This is a genomic window from Actinosynnema sp. ALI-1.44 (genome assembly GCF_001984155.1).
GTDB lineage: Bacteria > Actinomycetota > Actinomycetes > Mycobacteriales > Pseudonocardiaceae > Kibdelosporangium.
In genome coordinates this window covers 488,242-511,819 of record NZ_MTQO01000047.1, presented here as the reverse complement: position 1 = coordinate 511,819, position 23,578 = coordinate 488,242, and the positions used below count along the sequence as shown (strand labels likewise).

General features: G+C 69.0%; 22 protein-coding genes, 1 tRNA gene and 1 pseudogene. 7 read left to right on the top strand and 17 right to left on the bottom strand.

The window, feature by feature from the left end; all coding sequences use genetic code 11:
• Positions 1 to 466: 466 nt before the first annotated feature.
• The 11 genes from tyrS to ALI144C_RS27455 form a co-directional block, all read right to left on the bottom strand.
• Positions 467 to 1,741, bottom strand: a complete 1,275-nt coding sequence (gene tyrS, locus ALI144C_RS27505; RefSeq protein WP_076990097.1) for a tyrosine--tRNA ligase — start codon at positions 1,739 to 1,741, stop codon at positions 467 to 469.
• A gap of 69 nt (positions 1,742 to 1,810) precedes the next feature.
• The gene (locus ALI144C_RS27500; protein WP_237774333.1) at positions 1,811 to 2,422 is read right to left on the bottom strand and encodes a DNA-3-methyladenine glycosylase; all 612 of its coding nucleotides are present in this window, start codon (positions 2,420 to 2,422) and stop codon (positions 1,811 to 1,813) included.
• A complete protein-coding gene (locus tag ALI144C_RS27495; RefSeq protein ID WP_237774332.1) occupies positions 2,419 to 3,024 on the bottom strand; it encodes a VOC family protein in 606 nt (201 codons plus the stop codon). Before ALI144C_RS27495 ends, ALI144C_RS27500 begins: the two co-directional genes overlap by 4 nt.
• An 18-nt stretch (positions 3,025 to 3,042) precedes the next feature.
• Complete coding sequence (argH, locus tag ALI144C_RS27490) at positions 3,043 to 4,443, bottom strand: argininosuccinate lyase (RefSeq protein ID WP_083753419.1); 1,401 nt, start codon at positions 4,441 to 4,443, stop codon at positions 3,043 to 3,045.
• 61 nt (positions 4,444 to 4,504) lie between these two features.
• Positions 4,505 to 5,002, bottom strand: a complete 498-nt coding sequence (locus tag ALI144C_RS27485) for an arginine repressor (RefSeq protein ID WP_076990029.1) — start codon at positions 5,000 to 5,002, stop codon at positions 4,505 to 4,507.
• Entirely contained in the window at positions 4,999 to 5,934 is a 936-nt protein-coding gene (gene argF, locus ALI144C_RS27480) for an ornithine carbamoyltransferase (RefSeq protein WP_193441231.1), read from the bottom strand. Before argF ends, ALI144C_RS27485 begins: the two co-directional genes overlap by 4 nt.
• Positions 5,931 to 7,091 carry an acetylornithine transaminase gene (locus ALI144C_RS27475; RefSeq protein WP_076990028.1) on the bottom strand — a complete coding sequence of 387 codons (1,161 nt, stop codon included), beginning with the start codon at positions 7,089 to 7,091 and terminating at the stop codon, positions 5,931 to 5,933. Before ALI144C_RS27475 ends, argF begins: the two co-directional genes overlap by 4 nt.
• Complete coding sequence (gene argB, locus ALI144C_RS27470) at positions 7,091 to 7,975, bottom strand: acetylglutamate kinase (protein ID WP_076990027.1); 885 nt, start codon at positions 7,973 to 7,975, stop codon at positions 7,091 to 7,093. Before argB ends, ALI144C_RS27475 begins: the two co-directional genes overlap by 1 nt.
• Positions 7,972 to 9,144: a bifunctional glutamate N-acetyltransferase/amino-acid acetyltransferase ArgJ gene (gene argJ, locus ALI144C_RS27465; RefSeq protein WP_076990026.1), complete on the bottom strand. Its 1,173-nt coding sequence runs from the start codon at positions 9,142 to 9,144 to the stop codon at positions 7,972 to 7,974. The genes argB and argJ overlap by 4 nt, the downstream gene beginning before the upstream one ends.
• A complete protein-coding gene (gene argC / locus ALI144C_RS27460) occupies positions 9,141 to 10,169 on the bottom strand; it encodes an N-acetyl-gamma-glutamyl-phosphate reductase (protein ID WP_076990025.1) in 1,029 nt (342 codons plus the stop codon). Before argC ends, argJ begins: the two co-directional genes overlap by 4 nt.
• Positions 10,170 to 10,222: 53 nt before the next feature.
• Positions 10,223 to 11,698, bottom strand: coding sequence for a carboxylesterase/lipase family protein (locus tag ALI144C_RS27455; RefSeq protein ID WP_076990024.1), 1,476 nt, complete (start codon positions 11,696 to 11,698; stop codon positions 10,223 to 10,225).
• Positions 11,699 to 11,831: 133 nt separating this feature from the next.
• Between ALI144C_RS27455 and ALI144C_RS27450 the strand changes: the two genes are divergently transcribed.
• Genes ALI144C_RS27450 through ALI144C_RS27445 form a run of 3 tightly spaced genes read left to right on the top strand, consistent with a single transcriptional unit; the run spans position 11,832 to position 14,008 of the window.
• Positions 11,832 to 12,632 (top strand): serine hydrolase domain-containing protein, encoded by an 801-nt coding sequence (locus tag ALI144C_RS27450; RefSeq protein ID WP_237774331.1) that lies wholly within the window; start codon positions 11,832 to 11,834, stop codon positions 12,630 to 12,632.
• Between the two features lie 5 nt (positions 12,633 to 12,637).
• The gene (locus ALI144C_RS59165) at positions 12,638 to 12,907 is read left to right on the top strand and encodes a serine hydrolase (RefSeq protein ID WP_237774330.1); all 270 of its coding nucleotides are present in this window, start codon (positions 12,638 to 12,640) and stop codon (positions 12,905 to 12,907) included.
• 12 nt (positions 12,908 to 12,919) lie between these two features.
• Positions 12,920 to 14,008, top strand: coding sequence for a serine hydrolase domain-containing protein (locus ALI144C_RS27445; RefSeq protein ID WP_076990023.1), 1,089 nt, complete (start codon positions 12,920 to 12,922; stop codon positions 14,006 to 14,008).
• Here ALI144C_RS27445 and ALI144C_RS27440 read toward each other — a convergent pair.
• Positions 14,001 to 15,446 carry an amidohydrolase gene (locus tag ALI144C_RS27440; RefSeq protein ID WP_168211362.1) on the bottom strand — a complete coding sequence of 482 codons (1,446 nt, stop codon included), beginning with the start codon at positions 15,444 to 15,446 and terminating at the stop codon, positions 14,001 to 14,003. The two genes, ALI144C_RS27445 and ALI144C_RS27440, sit on opposite strands and share 8 nt — an antisense overlap.
• A gap of 49 nt (positions 15,447 to 15,495) precedes the next feature.
• Between ALI144C_RS27440 and ALI144C_RS27435 the strand changes: the two genes are divergently transcribed.
• Together ALI144C_RS27435 and ALI144C_RS55765 are read left to right on the top strand one after the other, a co-directional pair.
• Positions 15,496 to 16,593 (top strand): MBL fold metallo-hydrolase, encoded by a 1,098-nt coding sequence (locus ALI144C_RS27435; RefSeq protein ID WP_076990021.1) that lies wholly within the window; start codon positions 15,496 to 15,498, stop codon positions 16,591 to 16,593.
• Positions 16,594 to 16,650: 57 nt separating this feature from the next.
• A tRNA-OTHER gene (locus tag ALI144C_RS55765) sits at positions 16,651 to 16,739 on the top strand.
• 59 nt (positions 16,740 to 16,798) lie between these two features.
• On the opposite strand, the gene ALI144C_RS27430 is transcribed toward ALI144C_RS55765, so the two are convergent.
• Positions 16,799 to 17,233, bottom strand: coding sequence for an Hsp20/alpha crystallin family protein (locus tag ALI144C_RS27430; protein WP_076990020.1), 435 nt, complete (start codon positions 17,231 to 17,233; stop codon positions 16,799 to 16,801).
• A gap of 104 nt (positions 17,234 to 17,337) precedes the next feature.
• On the opposite strand from ALI144C_RS27430, the gene ALI144C_RS27425 reads away from it, so the two are divergent.
• Positions 17,338 to 17,979 (top strand): hypothetical protein, encoded by a 642-nt coding sequence (locus ALI144C_RS27425; RefSeq protein ID WP_143230896.1) that lies wholly within the window; start codon positions 17,338 to 17,340, stop codon positions 17,977 to 17,979.
• Positions 17,980 to 18,077: 98 nt separating this feature from the next.
• A complete protein-coding gene (locus tag ALI144C_RS27420; RefSeq protein WP_076990019.1) occupies positions 18,078 to 19,160 on the top strand; it encodes a J domain-containing protein in 1,083 nt (360 codons plus the stop codon).
• A gap of 81 nt (positions 19,161 to 19,241) precedes the next feature.
• Here ALI144C_RS27420 and ALI144C_RS27415 read toward each other — a convergent pair whose 3' ends face one another.
• The 4 genes and pseudogenes from ALI144C_RS27415 to ALI144C_RS27400 all read right to left on the bottom strand — a co-directional run bounded on the left by ALI144C_RS27415 (position 19,242) and on the right by ALI144C_RS27400 (position 23,567).
• Complete coding sequence (locus ALI144C_RS27415; protein ID WP_076990018.1) at positions 19,242 to 20,195, bottom strand: sigma-70 family RNA polymerase sigma factor; 954 nt, start codon at positions 20,193 to 20,195, stop codon at positions 19,242 to 19,244.
• A gap of 774 nt (positions 20,196 to 20,969) precedes the next feature.
• A complete protein-coding gene (locus tag ALI144C_RS27410; RefSeq protein WP_076990017.1) occupies positions 20,970 to 21,407 on the bottom strand; it encodes a PaaI family thioesterase in 438 nt (145 codons plus the stop codon).
• A 389-nt stretch (positions 21,408 to 21,796) separates the two neighbouring features.
• Positions 21,797 to 22,450: pseudogene (locus tag ALI144C_RS27405) on the bottom strand (NAD(P)-binding domain-containing protein); the annotation flags it as partial.
• A 106-nt stretch (positions 22,451 to 22,556) separates the two neighbouring features.
• Positions 22,557 to 23,567, bottom strand: a complete 1,011-nt coding sequence (locus tag ALI144C_RS27400) for an alpha/beta hydrolase (RefSeq protein WP_076990016.1) — start codon at positions 23,565 to 23,567, stop codon at positions 22,557 to 22,559.
• Positions 23,568 to 23,578: the final 11 nt, after the last annotated feature.

The window sequence follows — 23,578 nt, the reverse complement described above, 5'->3', positions numbered from 1 at the left end:
TGTCCATCTCAAAGGAACCTCATTTGACGAGGTTCATAAAAGCTCTACTGGCTTTCAATAGATCGACACACTGTTGAGTTCTCAAACAACACACGCACATCTCTCAGGGCGACACTGGGTCAACCTTCAAGAGGCTGGTTACTTCTAGGTTCTTGGTCCTGCGCTCCGTTCCCCCGACTTTCTGGGGCCCGTTCCGCGCTGACCTGGATAAAGTTACACGGCCGCCAACGAGAGGTCAAATCGCGCCCCTCAAGCCCCGCTGCGAGGTAAAGCCGCAGGTGAGCGGCCCTACAACGGGGCTACCGCCACGCTATCGGACCTCAGCCGGAGCGCAAGTGTGTTGCCCGTCACACCAAGATATTCAAAGTTCCTTGTTCTGATCATGAAAGGTGTCCGTGAGCTGGGCAAACATGCGAACAGGCCGCCAGTCGAACCGACTGACGGCCTGTGCTACGGAACAACTCGATCAGGGCGTGACACGCACTCCAGCGGTATTCCGCTTGCCCTTGCGCACCACAAGCCACTTGCCGTGCAGCAGGTCATCGGCCGTGGGACGCCAGTCGTCAGCGCTGACACGCGTGTTGTTCACGTACGCGCCTCCCTCACTGACCGTCCGCCGTGCAGCGCCATTACCTGCGGCAAGGCCGCTGGCCACGAGGATCTCCACGATCGTCGGCTGGTCCGCCAGGCGCAGATCCCCGGTCGGGACCTCGGCCATCGCGGCGTCCAACGTGCTCGCGTCCAGCTCACGCAGCTCGCCCCGGCCGAACAGGGCCTGGGACGCGGCGATCACCTGCTGGGTCTCCTTCTCGCTGTGCACGAGGTTGGTGAACTCCTCGGCCAGCCGCTTCTGCGCGGCGCGCAGCTGCGGCTTCTCCTCGGTCTGCCTGGTCAGCTCCTCGATCTCCTCGCGGGGAACGAACGTGAGCATCCGCAGGTAGGTCAGCGCTTCCGCGTCGTCCACGTTCACGAAGTACTGGTACCAGGCGTACGGCGAGGTCATCGCCGGGTCGAGCCACACGTTCCCGCCGCCGGTGGACTTGCCGAACTTGCGGCCCTGGGAGTCGGTGACCAGCGGCGCGGTCAGCGCGTGCACGCTCTTCTGCTCGACCTTCCTGACCAGGTCGACCCCGCCGACGATGTTGCCCCACTGGTCCTGGCCGCCGAGCTGCAACGTGCACCCGTGCTTGCGGTAGAGCTGCAGGTAGTCGTTGGACTGCAGGAGCAGGTAGCTGAATTCGGTGTACGACATCCCGTCGCCTTCAAGCCTGCGCTTGACCGTCTCACGGGCGAGCATGACGTTGACCGAGAAGTGCTTGCCGATGTCCCTGAGGAACTCGGTGACCGGCACGTTCGCCGTCCAGGTCAGGTTGTTCTCGACCAGCGCGCCTGTGGGTGACGAGTCGAAGTCGACGAAGCGTTCCAGCTGACCGCGGATGCGCTCGGTCCACTCGGCCACGATGTCCAGCGAGTTCATGGTGCGCTCACCGGTGTCGCGCGGATCGCCGATCATTCCCGTGGCCCCGCCAGCCAGCACGATCGGCCGGTGGCCTGCCTTCTGGAACCGGCTCAGGCCGAGCAGCGGGACCAGGTTGCCCGCGTGCAGGCTGGGGGCGGTCGGGTCGAAGCCGCAATAGAGGGTGAGCGGGCCCGAGCCGAGGTCACGGCGCAGGGCGTCGAGGTCGGTGGACTGCGCGATCAGGCCGCGCCAGGACAGCTCGTCAAGGATGTGCTCACTCACGAAACCCATCATCCCCCACGACGTCGAGCGCTTATCGCACGGCGTTGACGTCCTCCGGGTACAGGATCTTCAGCGGAGCTGCCTCGTCCGTTTCCCGCCACGGCGGTACGCGCTCACCGCGGGTGAATCCACCCAGAACCGCCATGGGACGTCCATCGCGACGGCCACGCCGACGCGAGGCCCGCTGTACATGTCACCGGCGGGCTCGCCCTCGTAGAGCTTGATCGGCGAGTCGGGGTCGGTCAGGTCCACGCCGTTCTGCGCACGGTCGATACCCAGAACGCCGGTCAGCCTCGCCGGGCCTTTGGCCAGCTCGGCGTCCTTGCGTGCGCTGGGCCTGCGACTACGGGCCAACTCGACCCCGTCGATCACCTCACCCGCGCGCAACAGCACGGCACCGGGAACGCCATCGGTCAACGAAACGATGTTGGCGCAGAAATGCATGCCGTACACGAAGTACACATAGAGATGCCCGGCCGGACCGAACATCACGTCGTTGCGAGGAGTCCGGCCGCGGTAGCAGTGCGACGCCGGGTCGTCACCGCCTCGGTACGCCTCCACCTCGACCAGACGGACCCGCACGATTCCTTGCGGGCTTCGGGATTCCAGCACGCTGCCGAGCAGGATCTTCGACGCGTCGACGGGATCGATGGCGAGTTCGTCGCGGGTCAGTTGCCTCACCGGATGACCACTTCGCCCTTCGGCGTGCGGATCGTCGCCGTCAACCCCGGCGGTCCGGCCTCGACGGCCACATCGATGTCGAGGGCTTTCAGTGCCGCGTCGAGCCCGTCGCCCTGGATCCGGAACGACACCAGCTCCGCGCCAGTCGGCAGGGAGTCGGCCGGGTGGGGCGTGGTTCCCCAGTCGACCAGGAACGGCAGGGGACTCGGGACCATCGGCGTGTGGCGCCACTCCAGCAGCACACCGTCCGCGCGCTTGCGGGACATCGCGGCGACCGGCCCGGGGTCGTACCCCCGGGCCTTCGCACGCTCCACCACGTCGTCGATGTCCTCGACCCTCGCCGCCCACGTCACCAGCTTCGGCTCGGTCAGCTCGTCGATGCCGAACGGCCGGGGCACGCCGGGCTCCGGCTGGTCCCGGTCCGGGCCGATCACCTCGAAGTACGCGCCGCCGCCGAGGTTCGCCAGCAGGTTGCGCGTGCCGCGGCCGACGTGCCTGCCGCCTTCGGTCAGGTCGATCCCCAGGTCCCCGAGTTCCGCCAGGTCAGGCACCGCGTACACCAGGTGGTCGATCAACGCCGCTCCCCTTTCGCCTGGCACCACGATGCCACGGCTGGTGCCTCAGGGCGTCAACCACTCCCGGTGCCCTTGGACGCGGGCGACAAGGCGCTCCCGCTGTTCGGCGACGCGTGCGGGCGCCGTACCGCCGTACGCGTCGCGTGAGCCGATCGATCCGGCGACGGTCAGCACGTCACGGACCTTCGGCGTGAGGTTCGGGTCGATCTCGGCGAACTCGGCGTCGGTGAGCTCGTCGAGCCCCACGCCCCGGGTCTCGGCCGCACGGACGCAGGCGCCCGCGGCCTCGTGTGCGACGCGGAACGGAACGCCCTCACGCACCAGCCACTCGGCGATGTCGGTGGCCAGGGTGAAGCCCTGCGGCGCGAGTTCGGCCATCCTGGCCGTGTCGAACGTGAGCGTGCCGATCATCCCGGCGATCGCGGGCAGCAGCAGTTCGAGCTGCTCGACCGAGTCGAACAGCGGTTCCTTGTCTTCCTGCAGGTCACGGTTGTACGCGAGCGGCTGGGCCTTCAGGGTGGCCAGCAGGCCGGTCAGGTTGCCGATCAGCCTGCCGGACTTGCCCCTGGTCAGCTCCGCGACGTCCGGGTTCTTCTTCTGCGGCATGATCGAACTGCCGGTGGCCCACGCGTCGTCGAGCACCGCGTAGCGGAACTCCGCGGTGGTCCAGATGATCATTTCCTCGGCCAGGCGGGACAGGTTCACACCGAGCATGGCCAGGGCGAACGCGATCTCGGCGGCGAAATCACGCGACGCCGTGCCGTCGATCGAGTTCTCCACCGGGCCGTCGAAGCCCAGGTCGGCCGCGACCGCGGCCGGGTCGAGACCGAGCGACGAACCAGCCAGCGCGCCCGAGCCGTACGGCGACAGCGCGGCGCGGGCGTCCCAGTCGCGCAGGCGCTCGATGTCCCTGGTCAGGGACTGGGCGTGGGCGAGCAGGTGGTGCGCGAGCAGGACCGGCTGCGCGTGCTGCAGGTGCGTCCGGCCCGGCATGACAGCCGTGTCGTGCTGGGTCGCCTGGGCGATGAGAGCGTCGACAACGTCGAGGGTTCCCGCCGTGACCCGGCGGGCGGCGTCGCGCAGCCACATCCGGAACAGGGTCGCGACCTGGTCGTTGCGGGACCGGCCCGCGCGCAGCTTGCCGCCGAGCTCGGGGCCGGCGCGCTCGATCAGGCCGCGCTCCAGCGCCGTGTGCACGTCCTCGTCGGCGATGGTCGGGGTGAACGTGCCCGCGACGACGTCCTCCTCCAGGGTGTCCAACGCCTGGAGCATGCCGTCGAGCTCGTCCACGGTCAGCAGACCCGCGCGGTGCAGGACGCGGGCGTGCGCCCGTGATCCGGCGATGTCGTGCCTGGCCAGTCGCCAGTCGAAGTGCGTCGACGCGGACAGCGCCGCCATCGCCTCGGCCGGACCAGCGGCGAACCTGCCGCCCCACAACGAGCTCACAGTGCAAACTCCCAGGTCAGAGCTCGTGAATGAGTACCGGGGTCAGAACACGGGTAAACACTCACGAGGTTTCTTTCAGTCCGGCCATTGTCCTGAACCGGTCGGCCAGCTCCGCGCCGGTGGTCAGTTCACGGGCGATCACCATGACGGTGTCGTCGCCCGCGATCGTGCCGACCACCTCGTGCAGCGCCGCCCGGTCGATCGCGCTGGCCAGGAACTGCGCCGCCCCGGGCGGGGTGCGCAGCACAGTCAGGTTGTGCGAGTAGTCCGCCGAGACGAGCACCTCGCTGAGCAGCCTGGTCAGGCGGCTGGTGCCGCCCTGCACGCCGCGCACGGGCGAGCCGTCCTCGGGGATGACGTACACGGGGGCACCCGCGTCCGGGCCGCGGAGTTTCACCGCGCCGAGTTCGTCCAGGTCGCGGGACAGCGTCGCCTGGGTGACGTCGACGCCTTCCGCGGCGAGGATCTTGGCGAGCTCGGTCTGGCTGCGGATCGCCATCCTGGACACGAGCTCGACGATCCGCGCCTGCCTGGCGACCCGGGTGCCCGCGGCCGTCACGGTTGCTCCAACAGCCAGGTCAGCAGTGCTTTCTGCGCGTGCAGCCGGTTCTCCGCCTCGTCCCACACCGCGCTGGCCGGGCCGTCGAGCACCTCGTCGGTGATCTCCCAGCCGCGGTGTGCGGGCAGGCAGTGCAGCACGATCGCCTCCGGCGCGGCCCGCTTCAGCAGTTCCGCGTTGATCTGCAGGCGGCGGAACGGGGTCACGCGGTCGCGGCCGTCGTTCTCCTGCCCCATCGAGGTCCACGTGTCGGTCGCGAGGACATCCGAGCCGTCGACCGCCTCGTGCGCGTCGGTCAGGATCGTGACGCTGCCGCCCGTCTCCTCCGCGCGCTTCTTAGCGTCGCCGACGAAGGCGTCGTTCGGCGAGAAGCCTTCCGGCGTGACGAGGCGGATGTGCATGCCTGCCGTGACTCCGCCGAGCATCAGGGAGTGGGCCATGTTGTTGGCGCCGTCACCGAGGTACGTCAGGGTCAGCCCGGCGAGTTTTCCCTTGCGCTCACGGATGGTCTGCAGGTCCGCGAGCACCTGGCACGGGTGGAACTCGTCGGTCAGCGCGTTGACGACGGGCACGCTGGACACGGACGCCATGGCGTCGATGCGCTTCTGCGCGAACGTCCGCCACACCACCGCGTGCACGTACCGGGACAGCACGCGTGAGGTGTCCTCGATGGTCTCCTCACGGCCGAGCTGCATCATCCGGCCGTCCACGATGATCGGCTGGCCGCCGAGCTGGGCGATGCCGACCTCGAACGACAACCGGGTGCGGGTCGAGTTCTTCTCGAACAGCACCGCGACGCTCTTCGGCCCCGCCAGCGGCTTGTGCCCGGTCGGGTCCTTCTTCAGCTCGTCGGCCAGATCGAGCACGGCGAGCTGTTCCTGCGGTGTCAGGTCGTCGTCACGCAGGAAATGCCGGATCGTCGGCGGGGTCACAGTCCCTCCAAAGCGGACGGCAGGTCGGCCACGAACCGCGCGGCGTCGCCGTGGTCGAGGATGAGCGGGGGCGCCAGCCGGATCACGTCCGGCTGGATCGGGTTGATCAGGTACCCGGCGTCCTTGGCTTTCGCCGCGACGGCGGTGGAGACCTTCTCGCGCAACAGGATACCGATCAGCAGCCCGGCACCGCGGACACCGCCGACCAGCGGGTGCCCGAGCGCTTCGACGCCCGCGGCGATCTCCTTGCCCACCGAGGAGACGTGGTCGAGCAGGCCCTCGGACTCGATCGTGTTCAGCACGGCGAGACCGGCCGCGCAGCACACCGGGTTGCCGCCGAAGGTGGTGCCGTGGTGCCCTGGCTGGAACAGGTTCGCCGCGTCACCGAACGCGAGGCACGCGCCCAGCGGCAGGCCACCGCCGAGCCCCTTGGCCAGCGTCACGACGTCGGGCACGACACCGACCTGTTGGAACGCGAACCACGTGCCGAGGCGGCCGATCCCGGTCTGCACCTCGTCGAGGATCAGCAGCGCGCCGTGATTCGCGGTGATCTCCCGCGCGGCCTGGAGGTAGCCCTCCGGCGGGACGACGACGCCCATCTCGCCCTGGATGGGTTCGACGACGAACGCGGCCGTCTCACCGTCCACAGCGGACTCGATGGCGGCCACGTCGCCGTACGGGATGTGGGTGACGCCAGGCACGAGCGGCCCGAACGGGGTGCGCTTTCCTGCCTGCCCGGTCAGGGTCAGCGCACCCATCGTGCGGCCGTGGAAGCCGCCCTGCGTGGACACGACCTTGGTGCGCCCGGTGAGGCGGCTCAGTTTCAGCGCCGCCTCGACGGCTTCGGCGCCGGAGTTGCTGAACACGACCTTGCCTTCGACACCGGCGACGTCGAGCAGGCGCTCGGCCAGTTCCAGCGCGGGCAGGTTGATGTTGAGGTTGGACGTGTGGCCGAGCTTGCCGATCTGCTCGGTCACCGCGGCAACGACCGCCGGGTGCGCGTGCCCCAACGCGTTCACCGCGATCCCGCTGAGCAGGTCGAGGTACCGGTTGCCGTCGGTGTCCCAGACGTACGCGCCCTCGCCTCGTTCGAGTCCCAACTGCGGCGTACCGTAGTTGTTCATCATCGCGGCTTCCCACCGCCGTTGGAGCGTCATCACGCGTTCCCTTCATCCGGTAGCACCATGGTGCCCACTCCCTCGCTCGTGAACACCTCCAGCAGCACCGAGTGCGCTTGCCTGCCGTCGATCACGTGTGCCTGTGGCACCCCGCCGCGAACCGCACGCAGACAGGCTTCCATCTTCGGCACCATTCCGCTTGCCAGGTCCGGCAGCACCTTCTCCAGTTCGGCGGCGCCGATCCGTTGCACCAGCGAGGACTTGTCCGGCCAGTTCTTGTACAGCCCTTCGACGTCGGTCAGGACGACGAGTTTGCGGGCCTTCAGCGCCACCGCGAGCGCCGCGGCGGCGGTGTCGGCGTTCACGTTGTGCACGACGCCGCGTGCGTCTGGGGCCACTGTGGACACGACCGGGATGCGGCCAGCCGCGACGATGTCCTCGACCGCGGCGGGGTTCACCGTGACCACGTCACCCACCAGGCCGAGGTCGACTTCCTCGCCGTCGACCAGCAGGCCGCGGCGTTCGGCGGTGAACAGGTGCGCGTCCTCGCCGGAGATCCCGACCGCGTACGGACCGTGCGCGTTGATCAGGCCGACGAGTTCCCGCCCGACCTGGCCGACGAGCACCATGCGCACGACGTCCATCGTTTCCGGTGTGGTGACACGCAGCCCGCCGCGGAACTCGCTCTCGATGCCGAGCTTGCCCAGCATCGCGCCGATCTGCGGGCCACCGCCGTGCACGATCACCGGTCGCAGCCCGGCCAACCGCAGGAACACCATGTCCTGCGCGAACGCGCGTTTGAGTTCGTCGTCGACCATGGCGTTGCCGCCGTACTTGACGACCACGAGCGCGCCGTGGAACTCCTGCAGCCACGGTAACGCCTCGATGAGGACCTCGGCCTTGCGATCCGCGTCGTTGTTCATGAGGAGTAGGCGCTGTTCTCTTCGACGTACCCGTGTGACAGGTCCGTGGTCAGTATCGTGGCTTCACCGTGGCCGAGCGCCAGCTCGATGACGACGTCGACCTCCCTGCCGGACAGGTCGGCGTTCGCGCGGTCCTCGCCCCTGGTTCCCTTGTCCATCACGCGGATCCCGTTGATCACGATGGACAGCTGGTCCGGGTCGATCCGGGCCTTCGCCCGGCCGAGGGCCATCGCGATCCGGCCCCAGTTCGGGTCCGAGCCGAACAGCGCGGTCTTCACCAGGTTGTCCTCGGCCACGATCCGTCCGATGTGGACCGCTTCGTCCTCGGTCGCCGCCCCGGTCACGGTGATCGCGATTTCCTTCGTAACGCCCTCGGCGTCACCTTGCAGCTGTTTGACCAGGTCCGCGCTCACCTCGGTGAGCAGCGCCGTGAACTCCTCGGCACTCGGCCTGACGCCGGAAGCGCCGGAAGCGAGAACGAGGACGGTGTCGTTGGTCGACGTCCCGCCGTCCACGTCGAGCCGGTCGAAGGTCCTGCGGGTGGCCGCACGCAACGCGGCGTCGAGGGTGTCCTTGTCGACGTCGGCGTCCGTGGTGATCACCGAGAGCATGGTCGCCAGGTTCGGTGCGAGCATGCCCGCGCCCTTCACGAACCCACCGACCGACCAGCCCCGCTCGTGCGCCTGCCACGACTGCTTCGGACGGGTGTCCGTGGTCATCACACCCGTCGCCGCGTTCAGCCCGGCGGTGTCGTCGGCCGCGAGCGCGCCCACCGCGGTGTCCACACCGGACAGGACGTTGCCCATCGGCAGGCGCTCGCCGATCAGGCCGGTCGAGCACACCGCGACCTCGATCGCGCCGCACGCCAGGACTTGCGCGACCTTCTCGGCGGTCGCGTGCGTGTCCTGGAAGCCCTCGGGGCCGGTGCAGGCGTTCGCGCCGCCGGAGTTGAGCACGACCGCTTTGAGGCTGCGCTGCTTGAGCACCTCCTGCGACCACAGGACCGGCGCGGCCTTGACCGCGTTCGTGGTGAACACGCCCGCGGCAGCGGTGTTCGGCCCGTCGTTCACCACCAGCGTGAGGTCCGGTGCGCCGCTGGCCTTGATCCCGGCGGCGATCCCGGCGGCACGGAACCCGGCGGGCCCGGTGACACCCTTGTCACGGTTCACGGAGCGACTCCCACGGTCGAAAGTCCGGTCGTCTCGGGCAGTCCGAGAGCGATGTTCATGCACTGCACAGCGGCACCGGCGGTGCCCTTGGTCAGGTTGTCGATCGTGCCGACGACGATCAGGCGCCGCAGGTCCGGGTCGACGGTGATCTGCAGCTGCACGGCGTTGGACGCGAGCACCGCGCCGGTCGTCGGCCACGAGCCGGTCGGCAGGACGTGCACGAACGGCTCGTCGGCGTACGCCTTCTCGTACGTGGCGACCACGTCGTCGAGCGTCTTGTCCGGCTTCAACGTGGCGCTGCACGTGGCCAGGATGCCGCGCGGCATGGGCGCGAGGACGGGTGTGAAACTGACCGAGACCGGTTCGCCGGACACGCGGCTGAGGTTCTGGATGATCTCGGGCGTGTGCCGGTGTGTGCCGCCGACGCCGTAGACGCTGACCGACCCCATCACCTCGGAGCCGAGCAGGTGCGGTTTCAGCGACTTGCCCGCACCTGACGTGCCGGACACGGCGACGATCACCGCTTCGGGCTCGACCAGGCCGTCGGAGAACGCGGGTATCAGCGCCAGCGAGGAGACCGTCGGGTAGCAGCCGGGGACGGCGACCCGTTTGGCGCACTGAAGCACGCCCCTTTGGTCCGGCAATTCCGGCATTCCGTACGGCCACGTGCCCGCGTGGTCACCGCCGTACCAGCGGTTCCACGCCGCCGGGTCCTCCAGGCGGTGGTCCGCGCCGCAGTCGATGACCAGGGTGTCCGCCCCGAGCTCGGCGGCGATCTTCGCGGACTTGCCGTGGGGGAGGGCGAGGAAGACGACGTCGTGGCCGCCGAGCTCGGCGACGGTCGTATCGCCGAGCACCCGGTCGGCGAGGGGCAGCAGGTGCGGCTGGTACTGGCCGAGCGTCATCCCCGCGCTGGCGCCCGCTGTCAGCGCCCCGATCTCGACATCGGGGTGCCCCAGCAGGAGCCGCAGCACCTCACCGCCCGCATATCCGCTCGCCCCGGCTACCGCCGCCCGTACCGTCATATGGATGATTATGCACAACCATGCAAACTCACTCAATCAACGGAGGAGCGAGATCACACCATCGGCGCCAGCGCGGCGAAGTCGTGATCCGCCCAGATGAGCCGGGAAGCCTCCTCCGGATAAGTCGCAACAGTGGACTCGACGTCGAACAACCTGGTGAGCCGCTGCTCTGCCCCGAACGCGGGCCAACCGGGGTCGCCGTGCTTGGCGAACGCGGTCCAGGCGGTCCGCATCTCGGCCGACAACGTCTCCGCCTCAGCCGACGGACCGTCGATCAGCATGGCGGGTTGTCCTTTGTCCAAGTTGCCGAAAACAAGCGGCACGTCCAGACCGTGACACGCGCCGAGTACGCCGCCCATCCCCGGTGCGGGCCAGGTCAGCTCGTACATGTAAGCCCGGCCGCCCCCGGCCACCTGCGCCTCGGCGAGACGCAACGACGACATGCGCATCAGCCAGTCGCTGTGCACCAGGTCGTACAACTGCTCCGGGCTCGCGTCCGGGAACGCCTCGCGATAGCGGCGCGGGTCGGGCGCGAAGATCTCCAGCGCTGCCTGCGCCTGGTCCGGCGTCACCTGCCCGAGCACGCCCTCGACCAGGCTGAACAGCCGTTGTTCGGCACGGGTGTGCCCGGCGATGATGTCGATGCCGCGACCGGCACCGTCGGCCAACGCCTGCCACGGCGTCCTGGGCAAGACATCACCGTCCACGACAGGAGCGAACGGGATCCGCCGGTGCCCCGGTCTTCCCCACGCGGCGGCCCACTCCCCCATCTTGGCCACCATCGCGTCACCGGCACCGGACAGTTGGGCCGGAGTGAGCGCGGCCAGGTCCGTCTTCGCCTCAACCGCGAAAGCGGTAGCGACGCGGTCGGCGAGTTCCGGGGTGAAGACCGTGCTCGGCACGCTCTGCGCGATGGCCCGGTGGAACAGACCGGCCGCCCGGGGCATCGCCAGCAGCGCCGCGACCGAGCCGCCACCTGCCGACTCGCCGAAGACGGTGACCTGGCCCGGATCGCCGCCGAACGCGCTGATGTTGTCGCGCACCCACGCCAGTGCGGCGACCTGGTCCAACAAGGCCCGGTTGTCCGGTGCGCCCTTGATCCGCAGGAAGCCCTCGGGGCCCACGCGGTAGTTGAACGTGACCACGAGGACGCCGTCGCGCGCGAGCCGGGCGCCGTCGTATTCGGGCTGGCTCGACATGCCGTACACGTATCCGCCGCCGTGGATCCACACCATCACCGGCAACCCCGCGTCCAGGCTGGGCTCAGGTGACCAGATGTTGACCGTCAGCCAGTCGTCGCTGTCCTGCACCAGCGCGTCCATGCCGAACACGCCCGCTTGTGGCGGCGGTGGGCCGAACTCCACGGCGTCCCGTACGCCGTCCCAGCGCCGGGCCGGCCTTGGTGCGGCGAAACGCAGGTCGCCGACGGGTGGTTCGGCGAACGGGATGCCGCGGAAGACCGCCACGCCTTCCTCCCAGACGCCGCGGACGGCACCGACAGGCGCGCGAACCACTGCCGGATCGGTCATGTGCTTGCTCCTCTGGACTCGCGGGGAACTGACACGGCGGATCCTCGCCAACGCTCCGGCACCGGTGCCAGCCAATTGACGCCCCTTCGGGCACCTTGCGGTGACTTTTCCGCAGGCGCGTGGTCTACCGGTCATGGACCTGAGCAAGTCCGTGGCCGATGGCAGGTTGCCGGGCGTGGTCACGCTGATCGCCCGAGGCGACGACGTCGACGTCGCGGTCGCGGGCCCGTACCGGCGGGACACGATCTTCCGGCTCGCCTCGATCACCAAGCCGATCACGGCGGCCGCGGTGATGCTGCTGATCGAGGACGGCCGGATCGGCCTCGACGACGCGGTCGACAAGTGGCTGCCGGAACTCGGCGACCCCCAGGTCGTGCGCACCCCGGAAAGCCCGGTCGACGACGTCGTCCCGGCCGCGCGCGCCGTGACCGTGTTCGACCTGCTCACCTCCCGCGCCGGATACGGCTTCGCGCCCCGGTTCGAACTGCCCGCCGTGCATGCGTTCGGCGACGTGATGGGCTGGGACGGCCGCCAGGTCCAGGATCCGCCCCCGCCCGACGAGTGGATGGCCCGGCTGGCAACGATTCCGATGGCCGCGCAGCCCGGCGAGGCGTTCCTGTACCACGCCGCGTCCGACTTGCAGGGCGTGCTCGTCTCGCGCGTGTCCGGGCAGTCGCTCCCCGACTTCCTGCACGAGCGGGTCTTCGAGCCGCTCGGCATGGTGGACACGGACTTCTGGGTCACACCGGACAGAATCGACCGGTTGCCCGGCTACTACCGCAGTGGACTGGACCTGGTCGACCCCGCCGAAGGACTGTGGAGCAGGCCGCCCGCGTTCCCGTCCGGCGGCGGTGCCTGGTCGCCACGGCGGACGACTGGCTGCGCTTCGGCCGTGCGCTGCTCTCGGACACGCTGCTCACGCGCGAGTCCGTGAAACTCATGACCACCAACCACCTGACCGGCGAACAACGCGTGGGCGGCGGCTTCTTTTTGGACGAACAGGGCTGGGGGTTCGGCGGTTCCGTCGACGTCACCACCAAGAACCCGTGGAACGTGCCCGGTCGTTACGGCTGGACCGGCGGAACCGGGACGACCGCGTACATCTACCCGGCCACCGGCACAGTGGCGATCCTGCTCACCCAACTCGAGGCCGAAAGTCCCGAATCCGCGGCGCACCTCATGGAATTCTGGTCCTACACGAACCGCTAGGAAGGCGAACTGATGGATCTGCGTGCCTACGTCGACAACGGCACTGTGCCCGGAGCGGTGTCACTGGTCGCGAGCGGCGGCTCCGTGGAGGTTCAGAAAGCCGGGATCGCCCACGGCACGACCCCGATGCGCCGGGACACGATCTTCCGGATCGCCTCGGTCACCAAGACGATCACCGCCGCCGCGGTGATGCTGCTGATCGAGGACGGCCGGATCGGCCTCGACGACGCGGTCGACAAGTGGCTGCCGGAACTCGGCGACCCCCAGGTCGTGCGCACCCCGGAAAGCCCGGTCGACGACGTGGTGCGCGCCAAGCGCCCGATCACCGTCTTCGACCTGCTCACTTTCCGCGCCGGCTACGGGTTTCCGGCCGACTTCTCGCTCCCTGCGGTGGATCTGCTGATCCGGGCCGCGCACCACGGCGGCGAGTTCCACTCGCAACCCGCGCCGGACGAGTGGCTGGCCGCGCTGGCCGCCATCCCCATGCTCGGCCAGCCCGGCGAGAAGTGGCTGTACCACACCTGCGCGGACATCCAGGGCGTGCTGATCGCCAGGGTGTCCGGCCAGTCGCTCCCGGATTTCCTGGCGGAGCGCGTGTTCGAGCCGCTGGGTATGTCCGACACCGCGTTCGAGGTGCCGCCGGGCAAACGCGACCGGTTCACCACCAGCTACAGCCACGACCTGGAACCCGCCGACCCGGTCGACGGCAGGTGGAGCACTGCGCCGCCGTTCCCCTCCGGCGGAGGCGGGCTCGTGTCGACCGCGGACGACCTGCTCAGCTTCGGACAGGCGCTCTTGGGCGACACGCTGGTGTCCCGCGCGTCTGTCGACCGGATGACCACCGATCACCTGACCGCCGAGCAACGTGCCGCCAGCGAGGTGTTCCTGGAAGGTCAGGGCTGGGGCTTCGGCGGCACGGTCGACATCGCCACGCGCGACCCGTGGAACGTGCCCGGACGCTACGGCTGGGTCGGCGGGACCGGGACCGCCTTCCACGTCATCCCCGCCACCGGCACTGTCACCGTCCTGCTCACCCAGGTCCACATGACCGGTCCCAGCCCGACGGCGATGATGCGCGACTTCTGGACCGCCGCTAGCTGACGTGGGTCAACCGGCCGCCGACCATCGTCAGCACGATCGGGATCTCGCGGAGTTCGTGCGGTGCGAGGGTTCCCGGGTCGACCGCGGTCACGGTCAGGTCCGCGGTGTCACCGACGGCGATCGCGCGGCGGCCCCGGCTCGCCGCGGCCAGCGCGATGTCCAGGGCAATCGCCTGCTCCGGGTGCCAGGCCGGCCGGGTGTCGTCGGTCCGGCTCACCGCCGACGCGATGCCGTCCCACGGATCCAACGGCGAGACGGGCGCGTCCGACCCGATCTCCAGCGTGGCCCCCGCCGCGAGCAAAGCCCCGTAGGGGAAGGCGTTCGCGGTCCGGCCCGACCAGTGCTGGTCGGCCACGTCCCGGTCGTCGGGCTGGTGCGCGGGCTGGACACCGGCGATCACACCCAGTTGCGCGAAGCGCGGCAGGTCGTCGGGGTGCACCAGTTGCGCGTGCTCGATCCGCCCGGTACAACCGACTTTGGCGAACGCGTCGAGCGCGATCGTGTTGGCCCGGTCGCCGATCGCGTGCACGGCCGGGCTGATGCCGTTGCGCGAGGCCTTGTCCATCAACGTGACCAGCTCGTCGAAGGGCAACTCCAGCAGGCCGTGCGAGTCCTGCCCGGGATACGGGTCGTGGCAGTACGCCGTGCGGGTGTTCAGCGAGCCGTCCACGAAAAGCTTGTACGGGCCGACTTTCAGCAGCCCGTCCGCACCGGGCACGACGTCGCCGGTGCGGTGACCGCGTTCGATCGCCGTGTCGAGCAGCGGCCGCGAGACCACAGCGGACACGCGGGTACCCAGCACCCGCCCCAGCGAGGTCGCCAGCGCCGACCTGCGCAGCCAGTCGGTCACCGTGTCGCTGTACTCGTAGTCGACGATCTCGGTCACGCCCCGCGCCGCGGCGGCGTCGGCCGCCTCGAGCACCCACTCGTCCGTGGCGCCGGGGAGCGCGGCGGTCGCCGCCATGCAATCGTTCTCCAGCAGTACGCCCGTCGGGTGCTCGCGGCCGACCAGCCGCAAAGCCGCCGGGCTGAGCCAAAGCGTGTGCAGGTCGTTGCTGAACAGCGCGACCGGTTGCCCCGGCAACGCGCGCTCCAGCAGATCCTTGTGCGGCACGTCCGGCCAGGCGCTGTCACGGAAACCGTGACCCATCACCAGTTCGCCGGGCCTCGCCGGGCCCGCCGCGGCGATGATGTCCACCACCTCGACAGCGGACTTCGCCTGCGCCAACGAAATACGGCGCCGCGAGCTGGCCCATTGCGTCACGTGCGCGTGGACGTCGACCAAGCCCGGCAGCACCGTGCCGCCCCGGCCGTCGACGACCTCACCCGTCCGGGGAAGGCCGGGACCGACAGCCGAGACACGCCCGGCGGTCACGGCCACGTCCACCCGGGGGCCGCCCAGCCCGAGTCGGACATCACACAGTAGTAACGCGGTCACGCGCGCCACGCTACACGCTGGACGCGGGTACTCTGACTTGGTGGCACGTATGAAAAGGATGGTCGGCGCAGCTGTCGGCATCACCGTCGCGAGCCTGTTCGCGCGTGCGGTGTGGGGAGTGCCTGCCGCGATGGGTGGCGTGCCGCGGGGCGAGCGCGCCGATCGCGTCCGGCGATCTCCGCAGTTCCGGGATGGCAAGTTCCGTAACGAACACCAGACGCAGTCGATGCCGAACGGTGACGCGGGCGACCTCGTCCGCCGGTACCGGGCGGACAAGGAGCGCCGCAAGCCCCGCCGCCCCGTCCCCCTTGTCACACAACCGGGAGACCGGCCGCGTCAGGACGGTCTGTTCGTGACGTGGTACGGCCACGCCAGCGCGCTGGTCGAACTCGACGGCGCACGGGTGTTGTTCGATCCAGTGTGGAGCGACCGGGTGTCACCGTCGGCGCACGCCGGCCCGCGTCGGCTACACCCCGTACCCGTATCGATCGACGAGCTGCCCGAGCTGGACGCCATCGTCATCTCGCACGACCACTACGACCACCTCGACCTGCCCACGGTACGCGCGCTCGTGCGCACGCAGCGTGCGCCATTCGTTGTGCCGCTGGGAATCGGGGCGCACCTGGAACGCTGGCACGTGCCCGCCGACCGGATCGTCGAACTGGACTGGAACGAGAGCACCACGGCCGGTCCGCTGCGGCTGACCGCGACCCCGGCGCAGCACTTCTCCGGCCGCGGGTTCGCCCGGGACGGGACGCTCTGGGCGTCGTGGGTCGTCGCCGGTCCGGCACGGCGCGTTTTCTACAGCGGGGATACAGGATATTTCGACGGTTTCGCACGGATCGGCGCCGAGCACGGGCCGTTCGACGTGGCACTGGTGCAGATCGGCGCGTACGACCCGATGTGGCCCGACATCCACATGACGCCCGAGGAAGGCGTGGCCACGCACATGGACGTGCATGCGCACGTGCTGATTCCCGTGCACTGGGCCACTTTCACGCTCGCGCCGCACGCGTGGTCCGAACCGGTGGAACGGCTGTGGCGCGAGGCAAAAGCCCAGGATGTGACGCTCGTTGTCCCCAAACCGGGTGAACGAGTGGACATCGACTCGCCGCCCGCGGTAGACGGATGGTGGCAAACGCTTTGACGCGATGCACTCGAAAGGGCGTAGAGAACTGACGCACCGTCGAGTGAGAATATTGCCCTCGCCATAGCTCAAGTGGGAGAGCACTCCGGCCGGTGTCGCCACCGCGTGGGAGAGGACGCTCGGTTCGATTCCGGCTGGCGAGTCCACGCCGCAGGGCCGGTCGGCGCGACCGGCCCTGTCACCGCCGTTACTCCGAAGTGGACGTTCAGCCCGTGGTGATCCGCTTCTGTTCACCCTCGGCCGAGACCTCGATCCGGCGCGGTTTGGCGCGCTCGGCGATCGGGATCGTCAGCGTGAGCACACCGTTGGCGTACGAGGCGTTGATGTGGTCGGCGTCCAGGCTGTCACCGAGGAACAGCTGCCGCGAGAACACTCCCAGCGGCCGCTCGGACACCTGCATCTGCACATCGGCCTTGTGGGCGGGGCGTCGTTCGACCTTGACGGTCAGCACGTTGCGTTCGACGTCGAGTTCGACTGCCTGCGGGTCGATGCCGGGCAGATCGAAGTGCACGACGAAGTCGTCGCCGTCGCGGTAGGCGTCCATCGGGATCGACGCGGGCCGCGTCCATGTCCCCGCGGGCTGGAAGAACTGCTGGGTCAGCCGGTCGAGCTCGCGGAACGGGTCGGTGCGCATCAACATCTTCGATTCCTCCCTTGGTGCTGTGCCGTTGTCACGCACTGGTCTAGTTGTAGCACTGTCGTCAACCCGTTGACAAGAGCTGATGTCATCACAATGATGACGGCATGGACGGCTACGAAGACGCGCGACGCCTGTTGGGCGACAACGGATGGAACGCGGGCACCTCAGCCTCGGCCGATGCGATGAACCTGGTGCAGGGCGTGGCCGAAGGCGGGGGCAAACCCACGTCGACCGAACTGCTCGCGGCATTGATCGTCCTGCGCCGCCTGCGCGAGGACCTGGCCAGGTGGGAGCCGGAGCTCATCACCGCGGCCCGCGAACTGGGCACGAGTTGGGCGACGATCGCACCCGCGCTCGGCGTGGCCAGCAGACAGGCCGCCGAACGCCGTTACCTCAGACTCAGCCCCCTGCCGTCGGGGACATCCGTTGGCGAGCAACGGGTACGCGAGGTGCGCGACCATCGGGCGGCCGACCGGGCGGTCAGCGAGTGGGCCCGCAAGAACGCCGCTGTGCTGCGTCAACTCGCCGGGCAGGTCATCGGCTTGCCGGGGCCGCAGCAGCGCAAACTCACCGCGGCGCTCGCCCAGGACGACCCGACCGCACTGCTCGCACCCCTGACCGCGGCGCGAGAACGCCTGCGCCACAGCCAACCGGCGTTGGGCGACCGGATCGAGCAGATCACCGAGCGCGTGCAGGAGCTCAGAGACGCGTCCGACGAGTCCCGGACGCACGGCGAACCACGATGACATCGACAGCTTGATCGAATTCTCTTACAAGGCCGTGTTTCGCACCCGGTGCACGGCCCGTTTCGCTGTGTGCGGCAACGACCGAATATCGTGTCCGCGTGCAGCACGTCGACTACTACGAACTGCTTGGCGTCGACGAGAACGCCACAGCCGGCGAGATCAGATCGGCGTACCGCGCACTCGCCAAGGTCATGCACCCGGACGCGGGTGGCACCGCGGGGACGTTCCGGCTGCTCCGCGAGGCGTACGAGACGTTGTCGGACCCCCAGCTGCGTGCCTACTACGACAGCGAGGGCGACGAGGAGGAAGCCGAGGAACCGGCTCCGGCTCCGGTCAGGCGCGTCGCACGCAAGATCGTCCGCGACGACCCGAACTACGTTCCCGCGCAGGCGGAGATCCCCGCGGAGACGATTCCGTGGTGGCACACCGTAACCAGCACGAGGGCCGTGATGTCCCCGCCGATCCGGCCCGAACCACCGGTCCTGGCGGCCGCGGTCGCGGCGTGGGTCATCCTGTTGCTGGCGTTGGTGCTGGTGGCGCCGCCCGTCCCGCTGCTGGTGATCTGGCTGCTCGCGATGGCGGCGTCCGGCGCGGTCCTGGTCAAGTCCGTGCGGCGGCACCTGGACGTGCGTACGGCGAACCGGGCGTTTCTCGCGCGGTTCGGCGTGAAGCAGATCTTCGGCGCACCCGGCGTCGGCACGGACCACCGCGCCGAGCGGTTGACGGCGAACCTGCTGGCCACGTACCTGACACGGCTGCCGGCGGCCCGGATCTTCCACGGCATCGCCGAGCCGGGGTCGGTGTTCGCGGACGTGGACCACGCGGTGCTGTGCGGCCGCAGGCTCGTGCTGATCGAGTCGAAGATGTGGCTGCCCGGCCACTACGACGTCGACGAGGACGGCGAGGTGTGGCGCAACGACCACCCGTTCCGCGGCGGAACGATCCAGCTCGCCGACCAGATCGCCGAGTTCCGCGCGCTGTGGCCGGACCTGGAGGTGCGCGGCGTCCTGCTGCTGTACCCCAGCAGGCCGGGGGACATCACCACGGACCAGACCGGCGCGGTGATCCCGCCGATGGTCCCCGGCGACTTCGTCAGGGAGATCGGCGCGTGGCTGGCCGCGGACCCGGTCACGGTGGACAAGAAAGCCTTCACCGAGGTGCTGGCCCAGCTGGCACACTAGGCCGCGCATTGGGGCCTCCCCAATACACGACCTAAGCCCCGGTCAGCGTTGACCGGGGCTTGATGATGGATGTCCCTTGGCTCAGCCTGCCAGTGCGAGCAGGTTCTGGTTGCGGCTCGGGTGCCGCAGTTCGGCGAGAGCGTGCTTCTCCAACTGCCGGATCCGCTCACGGGTCAGACCGATCCGCTCGGCCACCTGTTGCAGCGTGTACTCGTGGCCGTCGTGCAGGCCGTAGCGCAGGGAGATGATCAGCGCCTCGCGCTGCGGGAGCGTCGCGATCTGCTTGCGCAGTTCGCCGTAGAGCTCCTCGCGCTCGAGGATCTCGGCCGCGTTCTCCGCCTCCGCGTCGGGCACGAGGTCGGCGATCTTCGAGTCGCCGTCCTCACCGACGGGGGTGTCGAGGCTGACGGCGTCACGACCGGCGCGACGCAACTCGACGATGCGCTCCGGGGTGGTGCCGACCTCCTCGGCCAGCTCCTGCGGCGTGGGGTCGCGGTTGAGCTTCGTCTCCAGCTTGCGCTCCACCCGCCGGAACTTCGCCAGCTCCTCCACGACGTGCACCGGCAGCCGGACCGTGCGGGTCTGCTCCGCCAGGCCACGGCCGATCGCCTGCTTGATCCAGGCCATCGCGTACGTGGAGAACTTGAAGCCCTTCGAGTAGTCGAACTTCTCGACCGCGCGGATCAGCCCGAGGTTGCCCTCCTGGATGACGTCCAGCATCGGCAGCCCCGCCTGCGAACGCTTGCGGGCCTGGGAGACCACGAGGCGCAGGTTGGCGCGGATCATGTGGTCCTTCGCCTGGGCGCCCTCACGGGCGAGGATCTTCAGCTCGGCCGGGTCGTGGGCGATTTCCTCCCCCTCGGCGTGGCGGCGGAGCAATTCCGTGGCGTAGAGTCCTACTTCGATACGCTTGGAAATCTCCACTTCCTGCTGAGCGGTGAGCAGTGGTGTCGCTCCGACCTCGGCCAGGTAGTATCCAACCAGATCGGCGTCTTCGCGAGGGCGTGGAACGGCCTTGGTCGTCTCGACGGACATGGTCTCCCCCTTTCAGGGCGCGCAGGTCTTCCCCGCGCCGCCGCGGTTGGCGAGCGAGGAGCGAACGACGTCGCCGGAATTACCGGTTACGCAGCGTTCAACGGTACCTGTCTACTAGGTATTCCACGTGTGCGACGATCGACACATGGCCGTATGACGCCAAACATTCCGGCGTCACTCGAACAGGTCAGGTTCATCCACCATGATAGCCCTGAGCAGGGAGGATCCGCGCCCTGTTTAGTGCAGGACCCTGTCAAGCCGACACACAGCCCGGGTGACCAGTATCACCCTCAGGGTTGGACGCTGGCTAAAGCCTACCTCAAGCGAACTCACCCACGCCGGAGCATGGCGGCGTGAGTGGCTCGTTGTGCCCGCGTGCAGCCAGCCCAGCCCAGCCCCGGCCGACGCACGCGCAAGCAGCCCAGCCCTGACGCAGCCCGCGCGCAAGCGCAGAAAGGGGCTTCGGGCGGATTGCGATGGGTGTCGCGGGTCGGCCGGGTTTCGTGCGTCGGCGGTGTAGTCCCATTTCCGAGCGACGAGTCTGCGTGCCAAGACAACAGGGGCGCCGGCGTGACGGGAAGGACCGGCGCCCACTGGTGACGGGGGACGAGCCTGGAGAGGGCGCTGAACCAGAGCCGGTCCGCGGGCTGGGAGCGCAGGCGTTTGCAGCAGATCCGTTGACCAGCAGCGATGAGTATTTGAGCCCCACAAGTTGACCAAGGCCGTCCCCAGTTCCATGGTCGTGCCTGACTTCTGGTTCCGCGCCGTGGCGGCTCACCGATCAGGTCGCCCGTGCAGGCAGATCAGGGTCTGCTGGCCGGTCGCGACGAGTTCGCCGCCCACACCGAACACCTCCAATCGGCACACCGTCAGCGTCCGGCCGGACTTGAGTACGGTGCCGACCGCCTCAAGCTGCTCACCCGCGGCCGGGGCGAGCAGGTTGATCTTGTACTCGACAGTCAGCACCGAGGAGTCCTCGGGGAACAGGGTGAACGCCGCGTAGCCCCCCGCGCTGTCCGCGATGGCACTCGTGGCTCCCGCGTGGACGTAGCCGTGTTGCTGGGTGACTTCCAGACGTCTCGGCAGGACGATGTGCACACACCCCGGCCCGATGTGCGCTAGGCGGGCACCGAGGTGGCGCATCAGGCCCTGCCGGTCGAAACTGTCCTGGACGCGGGCCCGTACCTCGGCGCTGGCCTGCTCCCGTTCCACCCCAGCCTCCCTTACTCGACGTCGGCAACGATCATGATCGCAGTGGCGTACCCCGCGCCAAGCTGACCCTTATGGGAACAGTCTTGTCCGCCGCCCGATGATCGCGATGCTCGAAGACCGCGGAACACTCCCGCGGGGTAGCGGGCGGCCAGGGCCCGGGTGGCACAGATGGCCAGCTCGGTCTTTCCGGTCCCAGGCATGCCAGTGATCGCCAAGACAACAGGTCTGGGCTGGTTTCCCTCATGAGCGGAGGCTGTCAAGCGGCCCGGTTCGGGCGCCGCGACTGAGCTGCACCCCGCAGCCGCGTCCCAAGGACAGCGTCACGATTGCCATTGCCCGGGATCGCAGGATCGCGGGTCATGGAGCCAGCACCGCCCGTGCCGAACGCCTTACCTCAGATCGGTGAGGAGGCCGTCAAGGGCGTCCTGGAGGGCTGCGGTGTTGGCCTGGTCGAACCAGGTGGTGCGAATGCGCTCGTTGTTCCCCTTGGGCGTCTCGTGGTCGGCGGCTAGTTGGTGCAGAGGGCGGGTCTCGTCGCCCAGGGAGCGGCCAAGGTTCTGGAAGAGACCGCGCACATACTGATCGGCGGTGTCAGGCGCGATGCCGTGGCCGATGGCCCACGCGGTGAGCGTGGCAAGGTAGGCGTAGTGGGCCGTGAGCGTCCCGGTCAGTGCGGAGAAGACGTTGAAGGCGCTCTCGTTCGAGACGGGGAGCGCTCCGCCCAGCTGCTCGAAGAGAGAGTCCACCACGGCGTGCGAGGGGCAGGTCACGGTGACCGAGCGACGCTCGCGAACCGCGGGCAGTGGGATGGCGCGGACGATAGGGGCGCCGGTGGCGAGGGTCCGGCGCAGGTCGGCGGTAGCGACACCGGCCATCAGGTTGACCACGGTCTTGTCGTCGTTCACCGTCAGCCCGGTGAGTGCCTCGTGGTGGTCCTGGCGGCGCACGGCGATGATCACGAGCTCGGAGCGGTCCACCACGTCCTGGTTGTCGGCGCACACGTGGACACCCTCGTAGTGCTCGGACAGTTCGGTTGCGGCGCGGGCCCCGCGGGGAGAGAGGAAGACCTTTGGCGACGTGCCGCCCCCTTACACAGGCCATCGACGATGGCCCGGCCGATCTCGCCCACTCCGATGATCCCGATCCGCTTCACTGTGCTTTCCTCCCTGGGTGCGTGGTTGTGGTGCACCGTGTTGGTGCGGGCGCCAGGGCCGCGCGGAGGAACTGCACAATCTCCGCCTGGGCGGCCTCGGCCTGTGGTTCCACACCGGGCATGGTGAGGAAGGCGTGCTTCGCGCCCGGGTATTCGGAATGGCGCACGGGTGTTCCTGCCTCCCGCAGCCGCTCGACGTAGCGGCGGCCGTGATCAGCGAGGGCGTCCTGGGTGGGAACCACCACGAGCGCCGGGGCGAGCCCGCTGAGGTCGTCCGCGTACAGCGGTGAGAACGTGCCGGCGTCGGTTCCCGGCGGGACGGCGAGTCGCTGGAAGAGCCGCAGCAGCGGCAAGGCCCGGGTTGGGCGGTATGCGTACTCGGCGATCGAGGCGTAGTCGAACATCGCCTCGGTCACCTCGACCGCGGGGTTGACCAGCACCTGCGCCTTGAGCTTCAGGCCGGTCTCCCGGGCTCGGATGGCCGTCAGGGCGCTGATCAGCGCGCCACAGCTTTCGCCGAAGACGGCCGTGCGCGTTGGGTCGACGCCCCACTGCACGGCGTGTCGCACCACGTGGTCGAGTACGTCCCAGCCGTCCTCGGCGGCGTTCGCGAGCGGGCTGTCCGGGGCGAGGAGGCGGTGCTCGACCGAAACCACGAGCGCGGGCAGCCAGGCGGCGAGGCGACTGTTGGTCCAGTCGCACTGCACCGCCGTGCCCACGAAGCTGCCTCCGTGGACATGGACCACCAGCGGCAGATCGGTTCGGGCCTCGGCCTCGTCGTCTCCAGTTGGGGCTGGCCGGTAGACCCGGACTGGGATGCCGCGACCAGGCAGCGCGATCTCCTGCCAGTTGATCGCGGCGCCGGGGTCCGGTTCCCCGAGGATTGCCCGCGCCGCATCGGAGGCACGGAAGCGGTTCTCCGCGTCGCGGTAAGCGAGCAGTTCCCCGGTCGTGATCGTCGAGAAGTCCGGCTCCGGCTGCCGTGTCACAGCAGTCGTCTCGCTCATGAATCCTTCTT